Below are 22,406 nucleotides of genomic sequence, written 5' to 3' on the forward strand. Positions count from 1 at the left end.
TGATTTCCACATACTAACTGTTTCTATTTCCAACTATACTTGTGATACAAATAGTAAAACATATTATTGGAGGGATTAAGATGAGAATAGGAATTCCAAAAGAGATTAAAAACAATGAAAACCGTGTAGCTATCACTCCAGCTGGGGTTGTAGCATTAGTCAATGCAGGGCATGAAGTATTAATCGAAATGAACGCAGGTCTAGGAAGCAGTTTTACAAATGAATCATATCAAGAAGCTGGTGCTGTAATAGTCGAGGACGCTGCTAGCGTTTGGGCAAGCACAGAAATGATCATGAAAGTAAAAGAACCTATCTCATCTGAATATAAATATTTCCGAAAAGATTTAATCCTTTTCACATATTTGCATCTTGCGGCTGAACCGGCACTAGCTCAGGCCCTAAAAGAAAGCGGTGTCTTGGCCATTGCTTATGAAACGGTTGCAGTGAACCGCACACTTCCTTTATTGACACCAATGAGTGAAGTTGCAGGACGCATGGCTGCACAAATCGGTGCTCAGTTCCTGGAAAAAAATAACGGTGGTAAAGGAATCCTCTTAAGCGGAGTTCCTGGAGTGAAACGTGGTAAAGTCGCTGTTGTCGGCGGAGGCATGGTTGGAACGAATGCAGCTAAAATCGCTATAGGATTAGGCGCAGATGTTACAATTCTTGACTTAAGCCCTGACCGCCTACGTCAACTTGATGATATTTTCGGAAATGAACTGACTACACTCATCTCCAATCCTTATAATATTGCAGAAGCAGTCAAAGATGCTGATTTAGTGATTGGTGCTGTGTTGATTCCAGGTGCTAAAGCTCCTAAGCTCGTTACTGAAGAAATGGTTAAATCGATGTCTCCAGGTTCAGTCATTGTCGATGTTGCAATCGACCAAGGCGGTATCTTCGAAACAGTTGACCATATAACAACACATGATAACCCTACTTATGTTAAACATGGAGTAGTGCATTACGCAGTGGCAAATATGCCAGGTGCAGTGCCTCAAACCTCTACAGTTGCTTTAACTAACGTAACAGTGCCATTTGCACTGCAAATCGCAAACAAAGGCGCCATCAAAGCGATCCTTGAAAATGATGCACTTGCAAAAGGCGTCAATGTGGCGAACGGTGAAATCACGTTTGAAGCAGTTGCAACAGACCTAGGCTACAACTACGTAAGTGTTGAAAACGCCTTAAACCCAAATAACATTAACGCTTAATATAAAAATAAGACTCCAGACATCTGGAGTCTTATTTTTTTTGAAAGGGAATTGGGTAGATTTATTGGGATGAAAGATCGATTTATCACGCTCATCGGTCGATTTATTCCGATGAAGGCTGAATTATCTCGATATGGGTCGGTTTATCACCACAAACAGGCGATTTTTCTCGATATGGGTCGGATTATCACCACGAACAGGCGATTTTCCGATTATAGGTCAGTTTAAAGACGAAAATAAATTTTATCCGTTTATTTTTTAAAAATTACGTGATATGAAATTAGTGTTTGAATTGGTCCATATCTAGGCTATGATATGCCACTAACATTTTATATGGGATCAAGTCTGCCTTTTCACCAATTGATTATTGTACATTTTTGGTTGTTAATACTCTACCATAATTAAACATTCCTCTTAATCTATGAAAATTTTCCCTGGATTTAATATTCCTTTCGGATCCAATGCTTGTTTGATCGTTTTCATCACTTCGTAAGCTGCTCCATGTTCCCTTCGCTGATACTTCGATTTTCCAAGGCCTACCCCATGTTCACCTGTACATGTACCGCCTTTGGTTAAGGCAAATTCAACGATTTCTTCATTTAACCTCTTCGCTTCTTTCACTTCTTCAGGATTTTTCAGATCGATCATGAACAATACATGATAATTCCCGTCACCTACATGTCCTACAATCGCCCCCTCCACTTTTGATTGTTCGACTTTCTTTCTTGCATCCAATATGGCATTCGATAATTCATGAAGGGGCACACTTACGTCGGTCACCATCAGCTTCTTTCCCGGGGCACTGTGAATGAATGCGTACGCGAGATTATGGCGGGCTTCCCATAAAGCATTCCGTGCTTTTGAATCGGTTTCAAACTGGATATCCCCACAGCCAAAATCACTTACGATTTCCTTGGCAAATTTGACGTCCTGTTCAAGTCCGGCAAAGTTACCATGAAACTCCAGGAATAAAGTTGGTTTGACATCATAGGATTTGTCCATGAATTGATTAACTTTTTTTATGGACTCGGCATCAACCAATTCAATTCGTGCAATTGGGATTCCAGCAAGCATGATCCCATTAACCGCAGATACTGCCTGTTCGACGGTTGGAAATGAGGCTCTTCCTGCCATGGTGACCTCAGGAATGCCGTATACCTTTAATGTCAGTTCAGTAAATACACCTAGTGTACCTTCCGACCCGACAAACAAGCCATTCAAATGAATGCCTGAAGATGATTTTGTCGCTAAACTTCCGGAATGGATCACCTCACCGTTTGCTAAAACCACTTCCAAATCCCTGACTTGATCGCGCATTATCCCATATTTGACCGAGGTCGTCCCACTTGCATTCGTAGCTGCCATCCCTCCCAATGTAGCATCGGCACCCGGATCGACGGAAAAGAACAATCCATACCTTTTTAATTCTTTATTGAGTTGCGTCCTTGTCACACCTGGTTGGACCTTCACAAGGAAATCATTTTCCCTGATTTCCAATACTTGATTCATCAAGGACAAATCCAGTGAAATTCCCCCTTTGACTGGAACGACATGACCCTCCAAACTTGATCCCAATCCAAAAGGAATGACCGGTATTTCATGCTCATTCGCATAACGCATGACTGCGCTGACTTCCGCAGTATCCCTTGGATATATGACCATATCCGGTAAATGAGGAGTGTGATAGGATTCATCATGGCTGTGCTGTTCCAATAATGTTTCATTCACCGTTACTTGTTCTTCCGTCAGAATCTTCCTTAATTCTTCTATATAACCATTCATTATGCAGCCTCCTCTTTTTTCACCAAACATTCTGAAAATGGTAAGCGGATGAGATCGCCCGCTAATAGGCAATCCATCTTTTTTCATTTACTGAAACCTTTCGTTTTATCCGTGCAGGCCTTCATTGCCTGTAGAATACTTGATCTAAGCTGGTTCTCTTCTAATGACGCTACCGCAGTTATCGTTGAACCACCCGGCGTGCAGACATCATCCTTTAAAGCAGCAGGATGTCTTTCCGTTTCTAGTACCATTTTAGCAGCGCCCATTACAGCTTGTGCTGCCATTCGGTATGCTTGTTTTCGTGGAATGCCATCACGGACCCCTCCATCAGCCAGCGCCTCGATGAACATGTATACATAAGCAGGCGACGAACCGCTGATGGCCGGTACTGCGTCCATCAGATCTTCATGCAGGATTTCCGTTTTACCGAAACTATTCAGCAGTGCAGTCACATCCTCTATATCAGCATCGGTAATTTCATCATTAATGCTCATTGCCGTCATGCCTTCACCTACAAGTGAAGGAGTGTTGGGCATCGTCCGGACAACTTTCACTCTTTTTCCGAAGCAGTTTTCAACTAGAGATACAGTGATCCCAGCAGCCATGGTAATGATCACAACGTCATCTTTCACATGATTCTTCACTTCTTCAAGCACTTGCTCATGCATGGCAGGTTGAATCCCTAGAAAAAGAAAATCGGCAAAACCGGCAACCTCTTTATTATCCAAAGTGCCTTTAACCTTATATTTCGTGGTGATTTTAGTTTTCGTTTCCATACTCGCTGAACTGACCATGATTCCATCAGGTGAAATGACCTCTGCATGCAACATGCCCTCAAGCATTGCCTCACCCATTTTACCGCATCCAATAAACCCAATTTTTTTATTCATTCCGTACACTTCCAATCATAAGTTCGTCTATATTCCTTCTTATTATAACTAATATGGTAAATGGAAACACGCTGGGGATATTAATCAGGAAGGATTTAGTGGTTTCTGGTCGAATTAATAAGTTTATATGAGATCTACCTTTCGAAAACATTCCTTCATGCAATTGAATTTTTTACAGAAAAAACGTTGACTAAATGGTCATTCCGGATTTATAATTTTGACCTATTAGTCACAAATCGAGTAAAGGAATAAAGTTCGAAGAATGGAGAAATGGTATGCAAATGGATAAAAAAGCGGTCAATACCAAGCTTGTCTTAACAGGATTGATCATTGGAATGTTTTTCAGTTCGTTGGAACAGACGATAGTCGGGACGGCAATGCCGACGATCATCGGGGAATTGAATGGTTTTACCATCTTTGCATGGGTAACGACTGCCTATTTAATAGCCTCAACTACTGTTGTACCGATTGTTGGAAAGCTATCTGATTTATATGGCAGACGCTCCCTATATCTGCTTGGTACGATCATTTTTACAATCGGCTCGTTTTTATGTGCCACTGCCACTTCGATGGAGCAATTGATCATCTACAGGGGGCTGCAGGGAATCGGCGGCGGAATGATCATGCCCTTATCCCAAACGATAATTGGCGATATATTCTCTGCAGAACAAAGGGCTAAATGGCAGGGTGTATTTGGAGCCCTTTTTGGTTTAAGTTCTGTCATTGGTCCTTTTCTGGGCGGCCTGATCGTTGACCATATCAGCTGGCATTGGATCTTCCTGATCAATGTACCGACGGGTTTACTATCCGCCATTTTGATTTATGTAGGGTTGAAACATGAAGCCATAAGAAAAACGGAGAAAGTGAATATCGATTATTTAGGGATTTTCACCTTGACCCCTGGTATTGTCCTGTTACTGCTGGGCTTGACCTTTGGTGGTGATAAGTTCGAATGGTTATCACTGGAATCTCTCTTGATTTTCGGCTGCACCCTTGTCTTCATTGCCCTTTTCATCATTTTTGAAAGAAAAGCAGTTGAACCGATCCTTGATTTATCCCTTTTTAAAAATAGGGTTTTTGCCACCACGAATATTTTGGGATTCTTGCTGGGCCTCGGAATGTTCGGGGCAATCATGTTCGTTCCGCTGTTCATGCAAGGCGTACTGGGAGTTTCACCAACAAAAGCGGGGTCAACCATGACTCCGATGATGATCGGTATGATTCTTTCCAGCGTCGTTGGCGGGCGGTTACTGTTGAAATTCCGTTTTCGTACCGTGCTTACCTTTGGAATGGCCTTTGCGACGCTCGGCTTTTTCCTAATGAGTACGATGGACAGCAGTACGACTATATTCACTGCGTACTCATTCATGGCCATCCTTGGAATAGGTATGGGTCTTGTCATGCCGACATTGATGATTGCCGTTCAAAACGAATTTCCAAAATCCCAGCTAGGGTCGGTTACAGCTGCTTCGACATTCTTCCGATCAATAGGGGGAACGATGGGCATCACGATTTTGAATGCCGTCATGAACCATAATCTCCAGCAAAATATGGATGACGCGGTTGTAAGCCAAAAGGACCCTATATTGCATGAGGCACTGAAAGCATTAGCCGATAAAACGGATGCGTTATTCAACATCATGCTTTATCCGGAAAACCTTAAAATGCCGGCAGAAGTCAGCAATGTCCTTGTAAAAACGATTGAAAATGCTTGGATCGATGCATTCTCCAGTGTTTTCATCACCGGTATCTTTTTTGTTTCCGCAGGGATACTAGTGGCACTTTCCGTGGGTTCGGGCCGAATCAAAAGAGATCAAGAAACGGAAAAAGAATTAGGCTAAAAATATGCTCGGGACCGGCTGATATAATCAGCCGGCCTTTTTAATCCCTTCATGTTTCTTTTTCATTGATAAGGGAATTTTACCTGTATGATACTAAATGGAGTGATACTATGAACAAGATAAACCATTCAATTTTACCTGCGGATTTTTATCGGCAGCCCACGCTTGAACTGGCAAAATCCCTTCTTGGCTGCCTGATTGTAAAAGAAACAGCGGATGGAACCGCTTCTGGATTCATTGTTGAAACAGAGGCCTATATGGGACCTGGGGACAGGGCCGCACATAGTTTTGGAAATAGAAGGACAAAACGGACGGAAGTGATGTTCGGAAATTCCGGTTTGATATATACATACGTCATGCACACACATACACTGGTCAATGTCGTAAGCGGCGGACCTGAAAATCCGGAGGCCATTTTAATCCGGGCGATTGAACCCTATTCAGGGCTCGAGTTAATGCATGAAAGACGTGGAAATGCCGATATACGAAAATGGACCGATGGACCAGGGAAGCTAACCAAGGCACTAGGCATCACCATGGATGATTATGGTCGATCTTTTACGGTTCCTCCGCTTTACCTTGCTGCCGGAAAGCAGCCTGAACACATATCCAGCGGCCCCCGCGTCGGAATTGACAACTCCGGTGAAGCAAAAGATTATCCGTGGCGTTTTTGGGTTACCGGCAACCCGTTCATATCTCGCAAGAACCTAATTAATAAAGGGGGACCGAAAAAAACCGAGTGACCTTATCCCCTCTAAGTAAGCAGTATAAAAGGCTACAGGTAACAGGCCTCTTTTTGCCTGTTGCCACAATGGACTCCAATAGCGTAGAAAAAAAAGGATTTCATTTCCCGGTGGTATGATGACTCGGATGAATATAGCCAGCATCAATTTCTGCAGCCGGATACGAGTCTTTATTATGGCAAGGATGACTATTTAACTCTAATGGATCACTCGCACCAAAGCTTGGTTGAACGTGATAGTCTTCATTTAACCGATAAAAACTATCTTAATGATTTAGAAGCCATCTATTACTCTTCTGGAAAGTTCTCCGGCAAACAAATTACGTTAACCGGGTTTTCGTACAATATTAAAAAATTAATCATGAAAAGGTAAGGATATGTTATTCTTACCTTTCTTTTTTATTACCTCAAAACTTCCATTTTATGAAATGCTCTTTTAGACTAGTTATCTCTTTATGCGAAATTAAAGATATGGGCCTCTTACTCCCCACTTGAATCCACTAGATGTGACAGATCTACAAAATAACCTGAAAAATGAAGAAAAAGTTGAATTTTATTTATATGGGTCATGTTTTTTATATGCCTTACCTTTATAATATAAATGCTACATATTTTTTTACCACATCAGGAGGAACTTTCCTAAATGAACAATTCGAAAAACTCTTTCATTCTTGCAGGAACTATTATAGGTACCCTTATCGCCGGCACCTCTGCTTATGCTGGTTCTTATCAAGTTAAATCAGGGGACACCCTTGATAAAATCTCTAAAGCTAATCATACAACTGTGCAACAATTAAAATCTCAAAACCATTTGACTAGTAACCTTATTTTTCCCGGCCAAGTCTTGAAGGTTAATACCCTTAATACCCAGACTAAAAATATAGATAAAACCGAAAAATATGTGGTTAAACTGGGGGATTCTTTATCCAAAATTGCAAAAAAATATAACCTTTCCCTTAGTGCCCTGCTAAAGTTAAACACTAATATTTCTAATTCGGATCGCATTTATATTGGCCAATCCATCCGGGTTTCCGGACAAGCACCTGCATCCAGCTCTACGGCTAAAAACAGTCAATCTAATGCTACATATACAGTCAAATCCGGGGACACCCTGGACAAAATTGCCAGAGTCAATAATATGACTATCAAACAATTAAAGTCTAAAAACCATTTGACTGGCACTCTTATTTTTCCCGGTCAAGTCTTGAAGGTCAATACCCTTAACAATTATACGAGTACGAATAATAGTAAAAATAAAACAGATGTATATGTGGTTAAACTAGGGGATTCCTTATCGACTATCGCTAAACGATATAATCTTTCCCTTAGTGCCTTACTTAAAATTAACCCTAATATTTCCAATTCAGAACGTATTCGTATAGGCCAATCCATCCGTGTTTCTGGGAAAGCCTCGGCATCTGCAACTAAAAAACCGTCCAATTCGACTTATTCTTCCAAAGCGGATCAAGTTTTGGCAGCTGGCGCTAAATACATGGGAGCCAAGTATGTTTACGGTGCAAGCACTTCACGCACTGACGTATTTGATTGCTCTTCATTCACATTAAGGGCATTCCAAAGTGCAGGTGTTTCCTTACCTCGAAATTCAGTGGCACAATCACACGTTGGTACAGCTGTATCTTCGAAATCCCTCCAAAAAGGGGATTTAGTATTTTTTGATACCAATAATGATGGTGTAATCAATCATGTGGGAATTTATGCCGGTAATGGTCAAATGCTGAATGCTTCCACATCTAAAGGTGTGTCCTACGCTAACATTAACAATTCTTACTGGGGACCTAGCTTTGTAAAGGCAGTCCGAGTTCTTAACTAAATAACGATATGACAACAAACAATTTTTGGCTATAAAATTAACTAAAGAGCAAAAAAAGCGTGTATTGATAAAATATCATACATGCTTTTTTGCGTATTATCATGTCAAATAGCCGCCAACTGGTGTTATGGCTTATACCCCTTCTCATTATCTTTTTTGAATCCATCATCACTCGCGCATTAACCTTTGCATCTCCATAATCGCATAATTAAGTTGTTTACTGATACGGACTCCTTCCAAGCTTGATAATTCCTTTACTTCAGCTATTTCATCCTTTTTTTTTCTATGATAGGCCATCGTTTGTTGTAATAACCAGGCTTTTCTTAATAACATTCTCATCACCTGCCTGTCTTGTTAGATGTTTTTCCTGCATTTCCACTTGCTTTTTTTGAACTTTTTCTTCAATAAGATCTATGAACAACTGATTATTGCTGAGATTTTCTTTATTTGACTCTATAAACCGCGCTAATGATACATTTTTACGCATTTTTGTGCCCCCTTATCTACAGAAATAGCCAGCTTTAAAAAGAATGGTTTTCTCTACTTAGGAAAAATATATTCCCTATTACTTCGTGACATTTTCATAATACTCTTAATTTAAAAATTCTTGGTTTCAATTTTGAAATGTCAGTGACCAATACTGGTATTATCATGACTGATATATTCTGTTTACTTTTTGAACTCGCCATTCTTGTCCTTGATAGGGCTAAACACGGGTAAATATAGTAAGCCCCAATACCTCCGGAGGTAATTCACTGACAATTCTCATTTATACTCGAAAAATTCAATTCTAAACACTTTCCAGTATCAACTTTCCCAACAAAAAAAGGCCTCCATCACAGAAGACCTTTCGGACTGTAGACTAATAAGAAGAGCAGGTTTGCCTACAGTTTTTTTCTTTTAAAAAAGTTCCAGCTGATTTCAGAAATCCGCTCCCTTTCCGCCGACTGTCTTCCAAGCCCCCTCGCTGAAAGCGCCTGTGGGGTCTCGGCTAGCCAGTTTCCCCGCAGGAGTGTCGCAAATTTCTTCAATCTAGTGAGGTTTCATAAAACAGTAAAAACCCATAAAGTATAACCTATTCTTAATCAGGTGTGGTGATACACTTACGAACCCATTTTGTCGGCAAACTGAAAAGCCTTCAATACAGAAGGCCTTTTGGCATTACTTTTGTTTCTCTTGCTTTTCAAGATACTGCCTTATTTTTTGCAAATAATCCGGTGCATCCATTTGATTTTTCACTACCAATTCTATAAGGCAAAGTTTCTCGGCGTTCATATCCTGAGCATTTGTGATGGCATCATCCAGTTCACCATTCGTCTCGACTCGTGCTGTGAATGCCTCCTGACCAAACGCTTCAGCCAGTTTTGTATAATCCCACTCTGGTATCTCGTTGTATTTCTGTTTTTCTATATCGACCTTTACGTTTAAGAATTTTTCTATCGTATAGCCGTTATTGTTGAGGATGAACACGATGGGCTTGCAGCCGTTCTCCAGCATCGAGCTTATTTCCTGTACTGTCAGCTGTATCGAGCCGTCACCGGTAAACAAAAGAACACGTCTGTTTTTATCCGCTATACAAGCCCCGAAAGCGGCGGGAGTCGCATATCCGATGCTCTGCCAGCCTCCCTGTGCAATATAGGTCGCCCCTTTCGGCAATCTGACCTGTGACATGCCATAAGAGAATGTTCCTGTTTCCGTGACTACAATATCATTTTCCTTCAACATTTGCTGAATCCGTGGATAATAGGAAGCCGCTTCCAGTTGTGCTGATGGGTCTTCAACCATTGTGTCATACGGAAACTCGATGGTTCCAACAGATTCGTTCTGCCGGTAGCCGATGTCCTGGAGGGCATTTAGAATTTCCTCAGCCCTGACATTCATATAACTGGCTTCTCCCACTTTTAATGTGTCAGGTTGAATTTCCACCATTTTCAACGGGTTAAGCTTTGCTGTCCCTTTGGAAGTATTTACGTCTGACCAAACAGCACCAACGGCTATGATGAAATCCGCTTCTTCAACAGTCTGAGTTACAGCCTTACTTCCGAAAGCTCCGCCGTATACACCAATATACTGGGGATGACTCTCATCAAATCCGCCTTTCCCCTGCATTAACGAAGCAACTGGAACATTTAACCGCTCAGCGAGCTGCAGTACGGGTTTCTGCAGGTTATAACGAAGTGTTTTTACGTCGACAAGCAGAACCGCTTTGTTTACATGTTCTAACATTCCTTTTATATGCTCCATTGCTGACTGCAACGCACCGACATTCGTTTTGGCCATATTTTCTGAAGTCTCGCTGTGAGAAAGCAACGGTTTTGTTACGAGATCTATAGCCACTACCAAATAAACGGGCTTTTTCTTTTCTTTCGCGATTCTGATTGCAGCCGGTATCTCCCTAGATGCGTTTTCTGGTGTAAGAATTGCCGTATAACTGGTGATATGCTCATAAACCTTACGGAAAACATCAAAATCTCCATCCATTAACGTATGATGGGCAAGCTCCTTCTCCTGTTGCATCATGGACTTTGGCGAGCCGACAATATGTATGAGCGGCACATTTTCACTGTACGCACCAGCGATTGCATTACATGCGCTCATTTCACCGACACCAAAAGTGGTGATCAGTGCCGACATGCCCTTCACCCGGGCATAGGCATCCGCTGCATAACCAGCATTGAGTTCATTTCGTCCATTAATGAACTCAATCCCATCGTAATCTTCCAAAGTATCTAGCAATGAGAAATTATAGTCTCCGGGCACACCAAAAATCTCTGTAATGCCCTCTGCTTTTAAGCAATTGTATAAAAATCGTCCCAAGGTTCTGTTCCCAGCCAAGTCAATCACTCCTCCAATCGATTCATCTCTACTACTTTATTTATACCCAAACATAAGTAGGTTAACCGTATAAAAAAAGAGCGGGCTTCGCTTATCTATTACTCTATTCAACACTTTGATTGAAGTTAGTGAAATCAACAAGGAATGGCGGTGACCACCCAAAGGGAAGAGGATGTTTTTAAAAGTGTTAAAGAAAATTTATGATTATCAACCATTCCAAAACAATCTACTACATCGGAGCGATTGTATACATTAAAATTGCCAATTTCTAAAAAATGATTCAATTCCAAATCAAGATGTCTGAAAATTCTTGATTTCACCACTATTTTTGATTTATATTTGAATCAATCGAAAAAACAAACAAGGGGGAAAATGATGAGTGATAACAATGTGAAAAGAGTTTTGGAAACGATCATCAGCACATCGAATAATAATATTACCGTGACCGATGAAAAAGGATTCATTTTATTTACGAATCCTAACCATTGGTGGATTTATGGAATTGAACCCGACCATTATCTTGGAAAATCCGTTTACCAGCTAGAAACGGAAGGAATTCTTTCACCTTCGATTTCCGCCATGGTATTGAAAGAGAAAACACCTGTCCAGATCATGCAGCATACGAAGACGGGAAAAATCGTCATGTCGACTGCCTATCCCATCTTTGATGATGATGGTGAATTGATTCGTGTCGTCAGTTATGCTCAAGATCAAACTGAAATCAGGAACCTCCAGGATCAGTACGGTCAATTGGAGAAAAAGATTCAAGAATATCAATCGGAGGTCGAGGAACTTAGGGAACAGGAAGAGCTGATCTATCGCAGCAAGGAAATGCGGCAAATCGCCAAAACGATACTCCGTGTTTCCAAAACGGATGCCACCGTCATGCTTCTTGGGGAATCGGGTGTGGGTAAGAGCGTCTTCGCCCGCCGGCTACATAATCAGAGTTACCGCAGCAAAGAGCCATTCATCGAAGTTAACTGCAGTACCATTCCAGAAAGTCTCTTTGAATCTGAAATGTTTGGATACGAGGCGGGATCCTTCACCGGTGCGCAAAAACATGGGAAGCAAGGGCTGATTGAACAGGCAGATAACGGAACCTTATTTCTGGATGAAATCGGGGAGCTACCCCTGGATATGCAAGTGAAATTATTAAATGTCCTGCAAGAGAAGACTTTTAAAAGAGTGGGAGGAAAAAAAGAGCATAAGATAGATTTCCGGCTTGTGACAGCAACCAATCAAAACCTTGAGGAAATGGTCGAAAAGGGAACTTTCAGGCTCGATTTGTATTACCGCTTAAATGTAATTCCCGTCCAAATACCGCCTTTACGAGAAAGAAAAGAAGATATTGCCATATTGATCAATCATAATCTCGAAATCATCAACAAGAAATACAAGACAGATAAGAAATTGCACCCTTCCACTTACGAAATCCTTATTCAGCATAAATGGTCAGGGAACGTTCGTGAATTGGAAAATCTGATTGAACGGCTCATTTTGACCTCGGAAGACTCCATCATTTTCCCAGGCTTCCTCCCCTCCCATTTCCATGGACAAGAATCTTTGGAGAAAAAAGATGATACCCTAATGATCGAACATATGATGGTTGATGATCGTGATCTCAATACCGCTCTCGAACAAGTGGAGAAATGGATGATGATGAAAGCGAGTAAACAATGTAAATCCACATATGAAATGGCTAAATTCTTAGGTATCAGCCAGCCTTCCGTCGTTAGGAAAATGAAGAAATATAAAGGTCAACTACCCATTAAGTAAAAGAATATTTCACTGCAATCTCCCCTTTTGAGCATATAAGAAATAGGAGACCTTCACATGAAGGTCTCCTATTTCTTATTTATTTGACACGCCTGCGGATTCAAATGTTGCCATTTCTTTTACCACCAATGTCGCTGCCTTAAGGATGGGGTATGCCACTGCGGCCCCTGTTCCTTCTCCGATTCTCATTCCTAAATCAAGGATAGGCTCCTTACCAAGCAATTCTATGGCCGTTCTATGACCTGGTTCTGCAGATCGATGTCCAATGAACATATAATCGGCTGCACGTCCGGAAAAAAGGTTGGCCAATACAGCAGCTGTGGTTGTAATGAAACCATCAACAAGAATGGGGATACGGTCATTCGCTGCAGCAAGCATGGCCCCTGTCATACCTGCAATTTCGAATCCACCGATTTTCATCAAAATATTGATTGGGTCATCAGGATTAGGTTTTCTTAATGAAATGGCTTCTTCAATTATTCTTTGCTTATGTAAAATGCCTTCAGACTTCAATCCTGTTCCCTGTCCCACTAGCGACTCGACACTTTTTCCGCTTACGACGGAGATGATGGCAGAACTGGATGTCGTATTTCCGATTCCCATTTCACCAAGAATCAGGCAATTAACTCCACGGGCAATCATTTTCTGTGCACGGTCATATCCAATTTCAAGCGCTTGAATTACTTCTTCCTTTGTCATCGCATCTTCTTTATAAAAGTTTCTCGTTCCATTGCGGACTTTTCTCGAAGTTAACCCCGGTGCTTTGATTTCTGAATCGATCCCAATATCGACAATGTCCAAGCAAGCATCTATCGCGCGGCTGAATACATTGATGGCTGCTCCGTCATTCAGGAAATTGAGCGCCATTTGTTCCGTCACTTCTTTTGGATAAGCCGAAACCCCTTCTTCAGTAATTCCATGATCGGCTGCAAACACGATCACCCCCGGTTTCGAAATGTCCGGAAAGGCCTCTCCTGTCATCTTGGCCAATTCGATTATCCATTCCTCAAGCCGTCCTAAGCTCCCCTGAGGAACAGTCAGCGAATCGACATGACCTTTTACCTGCCGTCCCATTTCTACATCCAGCATCGGGATGGAAATCGCGGCCAAACCCTTCGTCATATTAAAAACCTCCATTAATCAAAAATGAAAAACCTTAACCATCGGAAAAGGTTCTTATCAATCATCTGCTATAAATACAACTTAGTCCATATAATTATCCCCTAAGCTTTCTCTCACTCGGATTCATTTATCTCGGCACCCCTATTTCATTTAATGGGTAGATACGAAACTTCACTTTCCCCACAAGTGATTCCTCCGAAATAAAACCAAATCTCCTTCCATCCCAGCTGTTCCTTCGATTATCCCCCATGACAAATAAATGACCAACAGGTACTTTGGATTTCCCAAGTAAATCATTCAGGGTGAAATTCTCCGTCAGATTTTCTTCAGGTGGAATTTCCTCCTTTTTTGTTTTCAAATATGGTTCTGTATACTTTTTCCCATTGATAAATAGGACATCATCTTTCATTTCAACACTGTCACCCGGTAAACCGATCACCCTTTTTATATACTTCTCATCCGCGTCCGGAGCATAAAATACGACCATATCGAAGCGTTCCGGCATTCCGACTTTAGTTACCACGATCCGGTCATCATTTTCATAAGTCGGCTCCATTGATTCACCTTTGACTGTGACTGGCGTAAATAAAAACTGTTGGCAAATGAACACGATCAGTAAAGCGAATAAGATAGATTTCAACCACGAGAACACTTCACTTTTCACTTCATTCTTCATAAGGGCTCCCTCCCATCCATTGTGAACGGCTAATATTGGCACGCAGCGTCAAGACCAATTCTTTAGCTCTTTTAATCCCTTAATGCTGAGCGGTCGGTGATTTTAGAGGAGATATCCAAAAAGAAATATATGGAAAAATTGTAACATATCCATTAATCGCTTGCGAGAATTAATCATTTTTATTAACAGGAGCGCAGAGCAACTCTAATACAAAAAAAAGGATAGCGAATTTCAGCTATCCTGGCTCCAAAAACCTTATATTATGAACCTTAGTATTTATTCCAAGTCAATATAGAATCGAGTGGCAAACGGACTTTTTCAAATCCTGCTTTAGTCCCTTTCCCAATGGAGATTAACATGACGGGTTTGAAGTTTTCCGGTACATTGAATGCATCAACAAATTGGGCTTCATCGAACCCTCCCATTGGTACTGTATCGTAACCTTTTGCTTTTGCAGCTAACATGATCTGCATGGAAACCAAGCCACCGTCAATCATAGCTACACTTAAAGCCTTTTCAGCAGAAAAGTTACCGTAATTATGCATGATTGAGGCTACATATGGCTCTTTTATTTCATTCTTCATGATCCCCTTATTTACTAATTCACCATAAATGCGCTCTGCATTTTTGTAACCTTCTATATCAGCTAAAACGGCAATGACAGCAGAGGCATCAACAATTTGTTGTTGGTTATTTGCGATGGGCAGCAATTCTTGTTGGGTTTGCTTATCTTGAATCACAAGGAATCTCCATGGCTGCAAGTTGGAAGAAGACGGTGCTTGAATCGCAATATCCAGGATTTCACGAATTTCTTCTTCAGTCATCACGTATTCAGCATCGTATTGGCGAACAGATCTCCGTTCTTTTGCTACCGTAGTGAAGTCTGTATCAGTAAGGACCTTCGGCTTTTCAAGCGGTATATTCAATTCTTTCGATTTATTTAGGTACTCTTCTTTACTCATTGTATTTTTTGTCATTTGTAATGACCTCCATTTAACTGTGTTTACTATAGAAACAGTATATAACACATACTGTTCTTTTGTCAAATACAGTTTTAAAAAAACGAAACCCTGTTAGTTTCGTTTTTCACATTAAGATTTTGTTAGTAAATCAGCAATCGTCTTCTTCTCCAAGCCCTGTATTATCCAGCTCTCCATCTCGTTTTTCAAACCGCATAAAGCTTCACGAGAAGATGGTTGAAAGCACTTTTTATCATTTACATCTAGGAAGCCTTTTGAAAAAGGTTCGGATTTAATTGCAGAGTATATATCCGCAAGTATGATTTGATCGGGATTTTTGGCAAGCGAATATCCTCCATCCCTGCCTTCCTTCGCTTGAATCAGCCCTGCCTTCACTAAATTACTTAATATTTTTCTAAGAAAACCCGACTCCGAATCAAGCTTATCGGCCAATTTAGTACTATTGCATAATCCATCATGATCAGCAAGTACAAGCAGAGATTGTACTGCAAGACTAAACCACATTATACTGGAAACCTTTTCTGACATTACTTTCACCTCACCTCTACTTTAAACTATTTTTCAATGAATATACAACGCTGCATCGAACAATCCTGCCTAATCTCCTTTTAATGAAGATTCATCTGAGAAAGCCTGCAGCTCTTTTTGGATCGATGGGAGTTCCAGCGCAGTGATAGTATATTAATAGGAACGAAGAATCTCCCACTAGACCTACCCTTCCAATAATGGTTTTCGCCATTCCAGACAAAAATAAACAAACAAATTGTTTGTCTTACAATATATCTTTTTTGGAATATGGTAAACTTACTTAATAGAATTTTGCTTAGGAAGTGGATGAATGATGCTGAAGTTAATAAATGAACAAATGGATAAAATTATGCCTCTCATCACGCCGATAAGCGTGGTTATTGGCATCTTGTTGGCCGAACATCTAATGGATTACACCTTTCTTGTTCCATGGATATTTGCCTTCATTACATTTTCCGGAAGTTTAGGCTCCAACTTTAAATCTCTGCAACGGGCAGTCACCCACCCTTTTCCTGTATTCATCGTATTGATCATCCTCCACATACTTATGCCTATTTGGGCCTTTTGTCTCGGCCATTTAGTGTTTCATGGTGATGCTTTCACGATTACCGGCTTAGTGCTGGCTGTAGTGATTCCAACCGGTGTCACCAGTATGATTTGGGTATCGATGTATAAAGGGAATGCCGCACTTGCCCTAACCATCATCTTAATCGACACCCTTCTCTCACCATTCATCGTTCCTTACAGTGTTTCCCTTTTTGGAGGCGGTTCAATCGAAATGGATTCGGGGCCGATGGTGAAAGGATTGATCGGGATGGTCGTTCTTCCGTCCATTCTTGCCATGTTCTTGAATCAGATTACAAAAGGGAAGATACCATATATACTATCCCCCCGCTTAGCTCCATTTTCCAAGATAAGCGTTGGAATCGTAGTCATATTGAACAGTTCAAAAATTGCGCCCTATTTAACACATTTCGACAAGAAATTAATGATCATGTCCTTCTTGGTTTTGTTCATCGCTGCTTCAGGCTATGCCCTTTCTTGGATGGTCGGTGCATGTTTAAAATGGGAAAAGGGGGACATCATCACCTTGACATTTACAGGCGGTATGCGAAATATCAGTGCAGGAGCCGTTCTTGCAACCACCTATTTTCCTGCTGCCGTCGCGGTACCAGTTGTACTTGGCATGCTGTTTCAACAAATGCTTGCTTCCTTTTTTGGCTATGTAATGGAGAAGCATTACCATCACGGTGTGAATGAGGGGCGATCCGCCGAATGACTATTTCCTAAGCATCCTTTTTCCCTTTCATTTACATTCCAATTATAATAAGTAAGTGGAACATATTTACATGATTATCCATTATCCATTACAAATTATAATTGGAGGTATTGAAGATGAAAGTTGTTGCAATAGTGGGAAGTATCCGTAAAGAATCTTACAACCTTAAGCTTGCCAAATATATTCAAACTAGATATCAAGATCGGTTTGAACTCGAAATCTTAAACATTCGGGATTTACCTTTTTATGATCAAGATATTGAAAATGATCCTCCATTAGTTGTAAAAGAATTTAAAAGCAAAGTGGCCGAAGCAGATGCAGTCTTGTGGGTAACACCAGAATACAATGGTACGATTCCAGGTGTATTGGGCAATGCAATCGATTGGTTATCACGTGTCGATAAAGTCTTGATTGGCAGACCTTCATGGATTATGGGTGCATCAATGGGGCAATTAGGTACGGTTAAAGCTCAATTGCATTTGCGTGAAATATTATTCGCATTAGGCATCTCCTCTCCACTCCTTCCCGGGAATGAAGTATATGTTGGAGCCGTTCATGACAAAATCGATAACGAAGGCAGTCTTACACATGAGTCGACTGTCCAGTTTATAGATACTGTCGTCGATAACTTCATTAGCTGGTATAATCATCATATTCGTTAATGCTTTTTAACAAGAATCCCAGCAGGATTGACCCTGCTGGGATTCTTGCTTCATCATTTCATAAATGAGGGAATCAACTAGCAGTGTTCCTTGCTAGATGTAATCCTGCTTTTTCCAAGCAGATACTTTCATCCTCTTCCCGCTTGGAATGAAGGGTATTTTGTCATACCACCGTCAGCGAATAGAGTGATGCCCGTTACATAACTGGATTCTGAAGATGCAAGCCATACAGCAACCGCGGCAATTTCCTCAGGCTTTCCGATATAACCCATCGGAATCATGCTTTCCAGATCCTTTTTCTTTTCGGGATCTTCTAGCTTGTCGGCATTTATTGGCGTGGCGATAGCTCCAGGACCAATGCTGTTCACACGGATCCCTTTTGGTGCATATTCAAGAGCCAAGGTTTCCGTAAGCAACTTCACACCACCCTTGCTTGCCGCGTAGTGAACGAATAAAGGCCAGGGAATCATCTCATGTACACTGGACATGTTTATCACATTCCCTTTAATATCGTTCTCTACAAAATACTTGATGGCTTCACGGCAGCCTAAGAAATTACCGGTTAAGTTTGTATCGATTACCCTATTCCAGTCGCTTAACGGCATCTCGTGAGATGGAACAGGGTTTTCTATACCTGCATTATTGATAAATATATCGAGTTTCCCGAATTTCTTTATCGCTGATTGAACCAGGTTAATCACATCTTCTTCAACGGTGACATCGCCTTTCACTGCGATAACTTCCCCGCCATTGGTTTTGATCTCTTCCAATACACTATCCGCTTCCTCTGATTTTGTGCGATAGTTAACGACTACCTTTGCCTTTTCCTGAGCAAAGCGAATGGCCATCGCTTTTCCTAAACCAGTGGATGAACCGGTTATAACAACGACCTTACCCTCTAAATCTGTATACATTTAATCACCCTCCAATTAACTTTTTGCCAATCCGAGCATAATCCCAGCTATGATAATCAAGATAATTCCAATGCCGATTCCAATTAGTTGGCGCTTCGTTTTCTTTTCACGTAAAATGACGATCCCGCCGATAGTTGATATGACAATGCCCATTTGAGAAAGGGAAAAACTCGTAGCCACTCCAACACGGGGCTGGGATATGAATAAAAACATGTTCCCTGCAGCCCATATCAGTCCCGGAATGATATTGCGAATCGTATACTTGTTAAACGGCTTATGTTTAAAGGTCAATAATAGACCGCCTATCACCATCCCGATCGCTTGAGGGAACAACGCTGACCAGCCATCAACATCAAAAAGACGGGCCACGACCACATAGACCAAATAACCGAATGTCGAGATGAGGAGAATGACAATTCCTTTCTTCAAGTTTCCCGATTTGCCTTCTTTTGATTCTTTATCTTCCAAGGAGGTCAAAACAATTCCTATAATAATGAAAACCAATGCCAAAACGCCTAAAATGACCGCTTTCATTGTAGACCATTCGTGAAAAACAATGACCCCGAATAAAGTGGTTGAAATGAGCTGCAATCCAGTTGAGATCGGCATCGTTTTGGAAACACCCATTAAATCGATGCTCTTAAGCTGATTAGCTTGTCCCACGGCCCAAAACAATCCAGAAACGACCCCGACACCAAACACCAATAGGGATAACTTAATATCGGCAAAAATATAAACACCAATTGAGAAAATCAAGGCGCCAATCGTTGTACCTAATGTTTGACTGTAGGGTCCTCCCCCCAGTTTCACATTAAATAGAACGATGCTTCCCCAGAATAATGCCGGCAAGAGAGCTAATAATATATCCATCTTCAACCCCCATATATGTAAGTTCCAATCTATAGCGGAAATTTCATTTAGTCTTCTTTTTAATATGTTCGCATTATTTGAATTGAACCTTGGTAATTTTATGAAGTGTTCAAAAACCACCCTTCCGTTCCAATATCCAACTTACAGAACACTTGATTCTCTGTAAGTTTCTAGGGTGAAAAATAAAAAGAAGCAAACCCTATCAAGGTTTGCCCAGCTTGTCGACAAAAGGGAGTTCGGAATGGTCTCATCCCGAACTATGATTTAATAAAATGGTCTTTACTGTTTTATGAAACCCCCAATAGATTGAAGAAATTTGCGACACTCCTGCCGAATAACTGGTTAGACGGGACACCTGAGTCGCTTGCGTAGAGGTGGCTTGGCAGACAGTCGGCGGAAAGGGAGCGGATTTCTGAAAACAACTGGAACGTTTTTTAAAGAAAAAAACTGTAGGCAAATTCGCTTTCTTCGAATTTACCTACAGTCTGAGCAAACCTGATCAAGGTCTGCTTCTATTCTTAAATTACTTCTTCAAATGATATGGCACTGTCGTAATAACTACATTTCTTCTATAAAGTAAGTAGGCCCGAATCAGTAAACTTGATTGGTTATGAAGAATATTGTGCCAACCCTTCTTCGGAATGAATTGCGGGATGATCACTGTAACTTTATAGTTAGATTCACTCGCCTTATGTTCAACTGTATCCACAAACTTAGTTAATGGCTGAATGATGCTTCTGTAATAAGAGTTCAGTGTGACGAGTCTAACATCAGGCTGCCACTTTTTCCATTTTTCTTCGAATTTCTTTTCATCTTCTCTTTCAAAAGCAACATAAACGGCAATGATCTGATGTGCTGAAAGAGATTTAGCATAATTTAAGGAATTCTCAACCACATGAGTTATACCCGCCACAGGTACAAGAATGATATTCCCTTCTATTGGTAAGATGGGCTCACAAGTTGTAATCCTCAGTTGGTCACCAACTGCTTCATAATGCTTTCTAATTCGATGAAAAATTAAAATGATGATTGGTAAAAAAATCAAAACAGACCATACCTGAGTAAATTTGGTTAAAAAGAATATCATCGTGACGATCAGGCTAATAATGGCACCAATTGAATTAATGGTTAATTTAACCAACCAGCCTTTTGGCTTTTCGCGGAGCCATTTAACGATCATCCCGGTCTGGGACAGCGTAAATGGTATAAATACCCCTACAGCATAAAGTGGAATTAGATTTTCTGTATGTCCTTCAAATGCTACTATTAAGATGATGGACGCAAGCCCCAGTATGATAATTCCATTGGAATATCCTAATCGGTCCCCTCTAATCGTAAACGCCCTTGGTATGAATTTATCCTTTGCAAGATTTACCGCAAGCAGCGGGAATGCCGAATAGCCAGTATTTGCGGCCAGTATCAAGATCAAGGCAGTCGTACCTTGAATGAAGAAGTACATGAAATTCCGTCCAAAGATCTCTTCAGCAATCTGCGAGACGACCGTGACCTCTGCGCTGGGAACAATGCTTAAATAATAGGCTAAGAATACGATTCCCGAAAATAATACAGCTAGTAAGGACCCCATCGCTATTAAAGTTTTTGCAGCATTATTCGGGGCTGGATCTTTAAAGTTCGGGATCGCATTGGAAATCGCTTCGACTCCTGTCAATGCGGAGCTGCCTGATGCAAATGCTCTTAGCAGTATAAATAAACTGATACCCGCTACCGGGGTCCCGATTGGCGCGTGCAATTCCGGTGAAACTCCTCCTGTCAAGATCTTGTAAATTCCTACACCAATCAAGATGAACAATGCTAAAACGAATAGGTACACCGGATAGGCCAAAACAGAGGCCGACTCCGTAACCCCCCTAAGATTTAGGATGGTAAGTAGAATGACGAAAATGATGGCTATGCCGACATTATATGAATGCAGGCCTGGAAAAGCGGACGTGATGGCATCCGTTCCTGCAGAAACACTTACAGCGACAGTTAATATATAATCGACCAATAAGGATCCTCCAGCTATCAACCCTGGATTGATGCCTAAATTGTTTTTTGAAACCACATAGGCTCCCCCGCCATGGGGATAGGCAAAAATGATTTGTCTATAGGACAAGATCAAGGCCATTAACAGGATCAATACCCCGATTGCTATCGGGATTGAATACCAGAATGCCGCGGCACCGACCGTGATGAGAACGATCAATATTTGTTCCGGTCCATAAGCAACCGAAGACAATGCATCAGAAGATAGGATGGCTAAAGCCTTAGTTTTGTTTAGCTTTTGTTCGCCAAGTGCATTTGATTTTAAAGGTCTCCCTATCAAGAACCTCTTTATAGAAGATAACATCAAGTATTCACCACCATATTTTAGTTATAAATTTATGTTCCCCCAGTTATTGCAAAAAACAAGACGAAATAAAAAATGCCTACAAGTCATAGCTAAATAGACCTGTAGACATCA

General features: G+C 41.1%; 19 protein-coding genes. 8 read left to right on the forward strand and 11 right to left on the reverse strand.

Annotated features, from left to right (window positions below; all coding sequences use genetic code 11):
• Nucleotides 1–80: 80 nt before the first annotated feature.
• Nucleotides 81–1,214, forward strand: a complete 1,134-nt coding sequence (gene ald / locus QUF94_RS22115) for an alanine dehydrogenase (RefSeq protein WP_289317734.1) — start codon at nt 81–83, stop codon at nt 1,212–1,214.
• Between the two features lie 414 nt (nt 1,215–1,628).
• Here ald and QUF94_RS22120 read toward each other — a convergent pair whose 3' ends face one another.
• Nucleotides 1,629–2,996, reverse strand: a complete 1,368-nt coding sequence (locus tag QUF94_RS22120) for an FAD-binding oxidoreductase (protein ID WP_289317735.1) — start codon at nt 2,994–2,996, stop codon at nt 1,629–1,631.
• An 83-nt stretch (nt 2,997–3,079) separates the two neighbouring features.
• A complete protein-coding gene (gene proC, locus QUF94_RS22125; RefSeq protein WP_289317736.1) occupies nt 3,080–3,886 on the reverse strand; it encodes a pyrroline-5-carboxylate reductase in 807 nt (268 codons plus the stop codon).
• A 275-nt stretch (nt 3,887–4,161) separates the two neighbouring features.
• Between proC and QUF94_RS22130 the strand changes: the two genes are divergently transcribed.
• From QUF94_RS22130 to QUF94_RS22140, 4 genes are all read left to right on the forward strand, one after another.
• Nucleotides 4,162–5,727, forward strand: coding sequence for an MDR family MFS transporter (locus QUF94_RS22130; protein WP_289317737.1), 1,566 nt, complete (start codon nt 4,162–4,164; stop codon nt 5,725–5,727).
• A 110-nt stretch (nt 5,728–5,837) separates the two neighbouring features.
• Nucleotides 5,838–6,470, forward strand: coding sequence for a DNA-3-methyladenine glycosylase (locus tag QUF94_RS22135; RefSeq protein WP_289317738.1), 633 nt, complete (start codon nt 5,838–5,840; stop codon nt 6,468–6,470).
• A 201-nt stretch (nt 6,471–6,671) separates the two neighbouring features.
• Nucleotides 6,672–6,842 carry a TIGR03943 family putative permease subunit gene (locus tag QUF94_RS28910; protein WP_483313668.1) on the forward strand — a complete coding sequence of 57 codons (171 nt, stop codon included), beginning with the start codon at nt 6,672–6,674 and terminating at the stop codon, nt 6,840–6,842.
• A 270-nt stretch (nt 6,843–7,112) separates the two neighbouring features.
• Nucleotides 7,113–8,300 (forward strand): C40 family peptidase, encoded by a 1,188-nt coding sequence (locus QUF94_RS22140; RefSeq protein ID WP_289317739.1) that lies wholly within the window; start codon nt 7,113–7,115, stop codon nt 8,298–8,300.
• A gap of 283 nt (nt 8,301–8,583) precedes the next feature.
• Here QUF94_RS22140 and QUF94_RS22145 read toward each other — a convergent pair whose 3' ends face one another.
• Entirely contained in the window at nt 8,584–8,787 is a 204-nt protein-coding gene (locus QUF94_RS22145; protein WP_289317740.1) for a hypothetical protein, read from the reverse strand.
• Nucleotides 8,788–9,461: 674 nt separating this feature from the next.
• Complete coding sequence (locus tag QUF94_RS22150; protein ID WP_289317741.1) at nt 9,462–11,135, reverse strand: alpha-keto acid decarboxylase family protein; 1,674 nt, start codon at nt 11,133–11,135, stop codon at nt 9,462–9,464.
• 372 nt (nt 11,136–11,507) lie between these two features.
• On the opposite strand from QUF94_RS22150, the gene QUF94_RS22155 reads away from it, so the two are divergent.
• Entirely contained in the window at nt 11,508–12,911 is a 1,404-nt protein-coding gene (locus QUF94_RS22155) for a sigma-54 interaction domain-containing protein (protein WP_289318470.1), read from the forward strand.
• Nucleotides 12,912–12,986: 75 nt separating this feature from the next.
• Here the strand turns inward: QUF94_RS22155 and cobT are convergent, their stop codons facing one another.
• From cobT to QUF94_RS22175, 4 genes are all read right to left on the reverse strand, one after another.
• Nucleotides 12,987–14,033, reverse strand: a complete 1,047-nt coding sequence (gene cobT / locus QUF94_RS22160; protein ID WP_289317742.1) for a nicotinate-nucleotide--dimethylbenzimidazole phosphoribosyltransferase — start codon at nt 14,031–14,033, stop codon at nt 12,987–12,989.
• Nucleotides 14,034–14,160: 127 nt separating this feature from the next.
• Entirely contained in the window at nt 14,161–14,709 is a 549-nt protein-coding gene (lepB, locus tag QUF94_RS22165) for a signal peptidase I (protein WP_289317743.1), read from the reverse strand.
• A gap of 269 nt (nt 14,710–14,978) precedes the next feature.
• Entirely contained in the window at nt 14,979–15,686 is a 708-nt protein-coding gene (locus tag QUF94_RS22170) for a nitroreductase family protein (protein ID WP_289317744.1), read from the reverse strand.
• A gap of 114 nt (nt 15,687–15,800) precedes the next feature.
• Nucleotides 15,801–16,217, reverse strand: coding sequence for an RrF2 family transcriptional regulator (locus QUF94_RS22175; RefSeq protein ID WP_289317745.1), 417 nt, complete (start codon nt 16,215–16,217; stop codon nt 15,801–15,803).
• Between the two features lie 313 nt (nt 16,218–16,530).
• Between QUF94_RS22175 and QUF94_RS22180 the strand changes: the two genes are divergently transcribed.
• Both QUF94_RS22180 and QUF94_RS22185 read left to right on the forward strand, forming a co-directional pair.
• A complete protein-coding gene (locus tag QUF94_RS22180) occupies nt 16,531–17,496 on the forward strand; it encodes a bile acid:sodium symporter family protein (protein WP_289318471.1) in 966 nt (321 codons plus the stop codon).
• A 116-nt stretch (nt 17,497–17,612) separates the two neighbouring features.
• Nucleotides 17,613–18,158, forward strand: a complete 546-nt coding sequence (locus QUF94_RS22185) for an NADPH-dependent FMN reductase (RefSeq protein ID WP_289317746.1) — start codon at nt 17,613–17,615, stop codon at nt 18,156–18,158.
• 128 nt (nt 18,159–18,286) lie between these two features.
• Here QUF94_RS22185 and QUF94_RS22190 read toward each other — a convergent pair whose 3' ends face one another.
• From QUF94_RS22190 to QUF94_RS22200, 3 genes are all read right to left on the reverse strand, one after another.
• The gene (locus QUF94_RS22190) at nt 18,287–19,072 is read right to left on the reverse strand and encodes a glucose 1-dehydrogenase (RefSeq protein ID WP_289317747.1); all 786 of its coding nucleotides are present in this window, start codon (nt 19,070–19,072) and stop codon (nt 18,287–18,289) included.
• A gap of 15 nt (nt 19,073–19,087) precedes the next feature.
• Entirely contained in the window at nt 19,088–19,942 is an 855-nt protein-coding gene (locus tag QUF94_RS22195; protein ID WP_289317748.1) for a RhaT/GlcU family sugar-proton symporter, read from the reverse strand.
• 523 nt (nt 19,943–20,465) lie between these two features.
• Nucleotides 20,466–22,292, reverse strand: coding sequence for an APC family permease (locus QUF94_RS22200; RefSeq protein WP_289317749.1), 1,827 nt, complete (start codon nt 22,290–22,292; stop codon nt 20,466–20,468).
• Between the last annotated feature and the right edge of the window lie 114 nt (nt 22,293–22,406).

The sequence above is a fragment of the Peribacillus sp. NJ4 genome (assembly GCF_030348345.1).
Taxonomy (GTDB): Bacteria; Bacillota; Bacilli; order Bacillales; family DSM-1321; genus Peribacillus.